At 44.9% G+C, this 5,485-nt stretch carries 9 protein-coding genes; all 9 read left to right on the plus strand.

Going from position 1 to position 5,485, the window contains the following annotated elements:
- On the plus strand, positions 1-1,184 hold a 1,184-nt coding region (locus FFM78_RS14295), incomplete at its 5' end, for a major capsid protein (RefSeq protein WP_223877095.1).
- Positions 1,185-1,294: 110 nt separating this feature from the next.
- The gene (locus tag FFM78_RS14300; RefSeq protein WP_000487867.1) at positions 1,295-1,822 is read left to right on the plus strand and encodes a hypothetical protein; all 528 of its coding nucleotides are present in this window, start codon (positions 1,295-1,297) and stop codon (positions 1,820-1,822) included.
- 8 nt (positions 1,823-1,830) lie between these two features.
- Positions 1,831-2,817 carry a Minor spike protein gene (locus FFM78_RS14305; RefSeq protein WP_000466547.1) on the plus strand — a complete coding sequence of 329 codons (987 nt, stop codon included), beginning with the start codon at positions 1,831-1,833 and terminating at the stop codon, positions 2,815-2,817.
- Positions 2,818-2,880: 63 nt separating this feature from the next.
- The gene (locus FFM78_RS14310; protein ID WP_000252566.1) at positions 2,881-4,422 is read left to right on the plus strand and encodes a replication endonuclease; all 1,542 of its coding nucleotides are present in this window, start codon (positions 2,881-2,883) and stop codon (positions 4,420-4,422) included.
- The gene (locus FFM78_RS14315) at positions 4,355-4,507 is read left to right on the plus strand and encodes a hypothetical protein (protein WP_435988044.1); all 153 of its coding nucleotides are present in this window, start codon (positions 4,355-4,357) and stop codon (positions 4,505-4,507) included. The genes FFM78_RS14310 and FFM78_RS14315 overlap by 68 nt, the downstream gene beginning before the upstream one ends.
- Positions 4,440-4,679 (plus strand): phage DNA packaging protein C, encoded by a 240-nt coding sequence (locus FFM78_RS14320; protein ID WP_016670801.1) that lies wholly within the window; start codon positions 4,440-4,442, stop codon positions 4,677-4,679. Before FFM78_RS14315 ends, FFM78_RS14320 begins: the two co-directional genes overlap by 68 nt.
- Complete coding sequence (locus tag FFM78_RS14325) at positions 4,676-5,134, plus strand: scaffolding protein D (RefSeq protein ID WP_000084700.1); 459 nt, start codon at positions 4,676-4,678, stop codon at positions 5,132-5,134. The genes FFM78_RS14320 and FFM78_RS14325 overlap by 4 nt, the downstream gene beginning before the upstream one ends.
- Entirely contained in the window at positions 5,134-5,250 is a 117-nt protein-coding gene (locus FFM78_RS14330; protein ID WP_000033471.1) for a phage DNA packaging protein J, read from the plus strand. Before FFM78_RS14325 ends, FFM78_RS14330 begins: the two co-directional genes overlap by 1 nt.
- Before the next feature lie 36 nt (positions 5,251-5,286).
- The coding region (locus tag FFM78_RS14335; protein ID WP_001507280.1) for a major capsid protein at positions 5,287-5,485 on the plus strand (199 nt) is incomplete at its 3' end.

The raw sequence follows: 5,485 nt of genomic DNA on the forward strand, positions 1-5,485 counted from the left end.
CTCCGGTTATCGCTGGCGACTCCTTCGAGATGGACGCCGTTGGCGCTCTCCGTCTTTCTCCATTGCGTCGTGGCCTTGCTATTGACTCTACTGTAGACATTTTTACTTTTTATGTCCCTCATCGTCACGTTTATGGTGAACAGTGGATTAAGTTCATGAAGGATGGTGTTAATGCCACTCCTCTCCCGACTGTTAACACTACTGGTTATATTGACCATGCCGCTTTTCTTGGCACGATTAACCCTGATACCAATAAAATCCCTAAGCATTTGTTTCAGGGTTATTTGAATATCTATAACAACTATTTTAAAGCGCCGTGGATGCCTGACCGTACCGAGGCTAACCCTAATGAGCTTAATCAAGATGATGCTCGTTATGGTTTCCGTTGCTGCCATCTCAAAAACATTTGGACTGCTCCGCTTCCTCCTGAGACTGAGCTTTCTCGCCAAATGACGACTTCTACCACATCTATTGACATTATGGGTCTGCAAGCTGCTTATGCTAATTTGCATACTGACCAAGAACGTGATTACTTCATGCAGCGTTACCATGATGTTATTTCTTCATTTGGAGGTAAAACCTCTTATGACGCTGACAACCGTCCTTTACTTGTCATGCGCTCTAATCTCTGGGCATCTGGCTATGATGTTGATGGAACTGACCAAACGTCGTTAGGCCAGTTTTCTGGTCGTGTTCAACAGACCTATAAACATTCTGTGCCGCGTTTCTTTGTTCCTGAGCATGGCACTATGTTTACTCTTGCGCTTGTTCGTTTTCCGCCTACTGCGACTAAAGAGATTCAGTACCTTAACGCTAAAGGTGCTTTGACTTATACCGATATTGCTGGCGACCCTGTTTTGTATGGCAACTTGCCGCCGCGTGAAATTTCTATGAAGGATGTTTTCCGTTCTGGTGATTCGTCTAAGAAGTTTAAGATTGCTGAGGGTCAGTGGTATCGTTATGCGCCTTCGTATGTTTCTCCTGCTTATCACCTTCTTGAAGGCTTCCCATTCATTCAGGAACCGCCTTCTGGTGATTTGCAAGAACGCGTACTTATTCGCCACCATGATTATGACCAGTGTTTCCAGTCCGTTCAGTTGTTGCAGTGGAATAGTCAGGTTAAATTTAATGTGACCGTTTATCGCAATCTGCCGACCACTCGCGATTCAATCATGACTTCGTGATAAAAGATTGAGTGTGAGGTTATAACGCCGAAGCGGTAAAAATTTTAATTTTTGCCGCTGAGGGGTTGACCAAGCGAAGCGCGGTAGGTTTTCTGCTTAGGAGTTTAATCATGTTTCAGACTTTTATTTCTCGCCATAATTCAAACTTTTTTTCTGATAAGCTGGTTCTCACTTCTGTTACTCCAGCTTCTTCGGCACCTGTTTTACAGACACCTAAAGCTACATCGTCAACGTTATATTTTGATAGTTTGACGGTTAATGCTGGTAATGGTGGTTTTCTTCATTGCATTCAGATGGATACATCTGTCAACGCCGCTAATCAGGTTGTTTCTGTTGGTGCTGATATTGCTTTTGATGCCGACCCTAAATTTTTTGCCTGTTTGGTTCGCTTTGAGTCTTCTTCGGTTCCGACTACCCTCCCGACTGCCTATGATGTTTATCCTTTGGATGGTCGCCATGATGGTGGTTATTATACCGTCAAGGACTGTGTGACTATTGACGTCCTTCCCCGTACGCCGGGCAATAATGTTTATGTTGGTTTCATGGTTTGGTCTAACTTTACCGCTACTAAATGCCGCGGATTGGTTTCGCTGAATCAGGTTATTAAAGAGATTATTTGTCTCCAGCCACTTAAGTGAGGTGATTTATGTTTGGTGCTATTGCTGGCGGTATTGCTTCTGCTCTTGCTGGTGGCGCCATGTCTAAATTGTTTGGAGGCGGTCAAAAAGCCGCCTCCGGTGGCATTCAAGGTGATGTGCTTGCTACCGATAACAATACTGTAGGCATGGGTGATGCTGGTATTAAATCTGCCATTCAAGGCTCTAATGTTCCTAACCCTGATGAGGCCGTCCCTAGTTTTGTTTCTGGTGCTATGGCTAAAGCTGGTAAAGGACTTCTTGAAGGTACGTTGCAGGCTGGCACTTCTGCCGTTTCTGATAAGTTGCTTGATTTGGTTGGACTTGGTGGCAAGTCTGCCGCTGATAAAGGAAAGGATACTCGTGATTATCTTGCTGCTGCATTTCCTGAGCTTAATGCTTGGGAGCGTGCTGGTGCTGATGCTTCCTCTGCTGGTATGGTTGACGCCGGATTTGAGAATCAAAAAGAGCTTACTAAAATGCAACTGGACAATCAGAAAGAGATTGCCGAGATGCAAAATGAGACTCAAAAAGAGATTGCTGGCATTCAGTCGGCGACTTCACGCCAGAATACGAAAGACCAGGTATATGCACAAAATGAGATGCTTGCTTATCAACAGAAGGAGTCTACTGCTCGCGTTGCGTCTATTATGGAAAACACCAATCTTTCCAAGCAACAGCAGGTTTCCGAGATTATGCGCCAAATGCTTACTCAAGCTCAAACGGCTGGTCAGTATTTTACCAATGACCAAATCAAAGAAATGACTCGCAAGGTTAGTGCTGAGGTTGACTTAGTTCATCAGCAAACGCAGAATCAGCGGTATGGCTCTTCTCATATTGGCGCTACTGCAAAGGATATTTCTAATGTCGTCACTGATGCTGCTTCTGGTGTGGTTGATATTTTTCATGGTATTGATAAAGCTGTTGCCGATACTTGGAACAATTTCTGGAAAGACGGTAAAGCTGATGGTATTGGCTCTAATTTGTCTAGGAAATAACCGTCAGGATTGACACCCTCCCAATTGTATGTTTTCATGCCTCCAAATCTTGGAGGCTTTTTTATGGTTCGTTCTTATTACCCTTCTGAATGTCACGCTGATTATTTTGACTTTGAGCGTATCGAGGCTCTTAAACCTGCTATTGAGGCTTGTGGCATTTCTACTCTTTCTCAATCCCCAATGCTTGGCTTCCATAAGCAGATGGATAACCGCATCAAGCTCTTGGAAGAGATTCTGTCTTTTCGTATGCAGGGCGTTGAGTTCGATAATGGTGATATGTATGTTGACGGCCATAAGGCTGCTTCTGACGTTCGTGATGAGTTTGTATCTGTTACTGAGAAGTTAATGGATGAATTGGCACAATGCTACAATGTGCTCCCCCAACTTGATATTAATAACACTATAGACCACCGCCCCGAAGGGGACGAAAAATGGTTTTTAGAGAACGAGAAGACGGTTACGCAGTTTTGCCGCAAGCTGGCTGCTGAACGCCCTCTTAAGGATATTCGCGATGAGTATAATTACCCCAAAAAGAAAGGTATTAAGGATGAGTGTTCAAGATTGCTGGAGGCCTCCACTATGAAATCGCGTAGAGGCTTTGCTATTCAGCGTTTGATGAATGCAATGCGACAGGCTCATGCTGATGGTTGGTTTATCGTTTTTGACACTCTCACGTTGGCTGACGACCGATTAGAGGCGTTTTATGATAATCCCAATGCTTTGCGTGACTATTTTCGTGATATTGGTCGTATGGTTCTTGCTGCCGAGGGTCGCAAGGCTAATGATTCACACGCCGACTGCTATCAGTATTTTTGTGTGCCTGAGTATGGTACAGCTAATGGCCGTCTTCATTTCCATGCGGTGCACTTTATGCGGACACTTCCTACAGGTAGCGTTGACCCTAATTTTGGTCGTCGGGTACGCAATCGCCGCCAGTTAAATAGCTTGCAAAATACGTGGCCTTATGGTTACAGTATGCCCATCGCAGTTCGCTACACGCAGGACGCTTTTTCACGTTCTGGTTGGTTGTGGCCTGTTGATGCTAAAGGTGAGCCGCTTAAAGCTACCAGTTATATGGCTGTTGGTTTCTATGTGGCTAAATACGTTAACAAAAAGTCAGATATGGACCTTGCTGCTAAAGGTCTAGGAGCTAAAGAATGGAACAACTCACTAAAAACCAAGCTGTCGCTACTTCCCAAGAAGCTGTTCAGAATCAGAATGAGCCGCAACTTCGGGATGAAAATGCTCACAATGACAAATCTGTCCACGGAGTGCTTAATCCAACTTACCAAGCTGGGTTACGACGCGACGCCGTTCAACCAGATATTGAAGCAGAACGCAAAAAGAGAGATGAGATTGAGGCTGGGAAAAGTTACTGTAGCCGACGTTTTGGCGGCGCAACCTGTGACGACAAATCTGCTCAAATTTATGCGCGCTTCGATAAAAATGATTGGCGTATCCAACCTGCAGAGTTTTATCGCTTCCATGACGCAGAAGTTAACACTTTCGGATATTTCTGATGAGTCGAAAAATTATCTTGATAAAGCAGGAATTACTACTGCTTGTTTACGAATTAAATCGAAGTGGACTGCTGGCGGAAAATGAGAAAATTCGACCTATCCTTGCGCAGCTCGAGAAGCTCTTACTTTGCGACCTTTCGCCATCAACTAACGATTCTGTCAAAAACTGACGCGTTGGATGAGGAGAAGTGGCTTAATATGCTTGGCACGTTCGTCAAGGACTGGTTTAGATATGAGTCACATTTTGTTCATGGTAGAGATTCTCTTGTTGACATTTTAAAAGAGCGTGGATTACTATCTGAGTCCGATGCTGTTCAACCACTAATAGGTAAGAAATCATGAGTCAAGTTACTGAACAATCCGTACGTTTCCAGACCGCTTTGGCCTCTATTAAGCTCATTCAGGCTTCTGCCGTTTTGGATTTAACCGAAGATGATTTCGATTTTCTGACGAGTAACAAAGTTTGGATTGCTACTGACCGCTCTCGTGCTCGTCGCTGCGTTGAGGCTTGCGTTTATGGTACGCTGGACTTTGTAGGATACCCTCGCTTTCCTGCTCCTGTTGAGTTTATTGCTGCCGTCATTGCTTATTATGTTCATCCCGTCAACATTCAAACGGCCTGTCTCATCATGGAAGGCGCTGAATTTACGGAAAACATTATTAATGGCGTCGAGCGTCCGGTTAAAGCCGCTGAATTGTTCGCGTTTACCTTGCGTGTACGCGCAGGAAACACTGACGTTCTTACTGACGCAGAAGAAAACGTGCGTCAAAAATTACGTGCAGAAGGAGTGATGTAATGTCTAAAGGTAAAAAACGTTCTGGCGCTCGCCCTGGTCGTCCGCAGCCGTTGCGAGGTACTAAAGGCAAGCGTAAAGGCGCTCGTCTTTGGTATGTAGGTGGTCAACAATTTTAATTGCAGGGGCTTCGGCCCCTTACTTGAGGATAAATTATGTCTAATATTCAAACTGGCGCCGAGCGTATGCCGCATGACCTTTCCCATCTTGGCTTCCTTGCTGGTCAGATTGGTCGTCTTATTACCATTTCAACTACTCCGGTTATCGCTGGCGACTCCTTCGAGATGGACGCCGTTGGCGCTCTCCGTCTTTCTCCATTGCGTCGTGGCCTTGCTATTGACTCTACTGTAGACA

It is taken from the genome of Loigolactobacillus binensis (assembly GCF_005405165.1).
Lineage (GTDB): Bacteria > Bacillota > Bacilli > Lactobacillales > Lactobacillaceae > Loigolactobacillus > Loigolactobacillus binensis.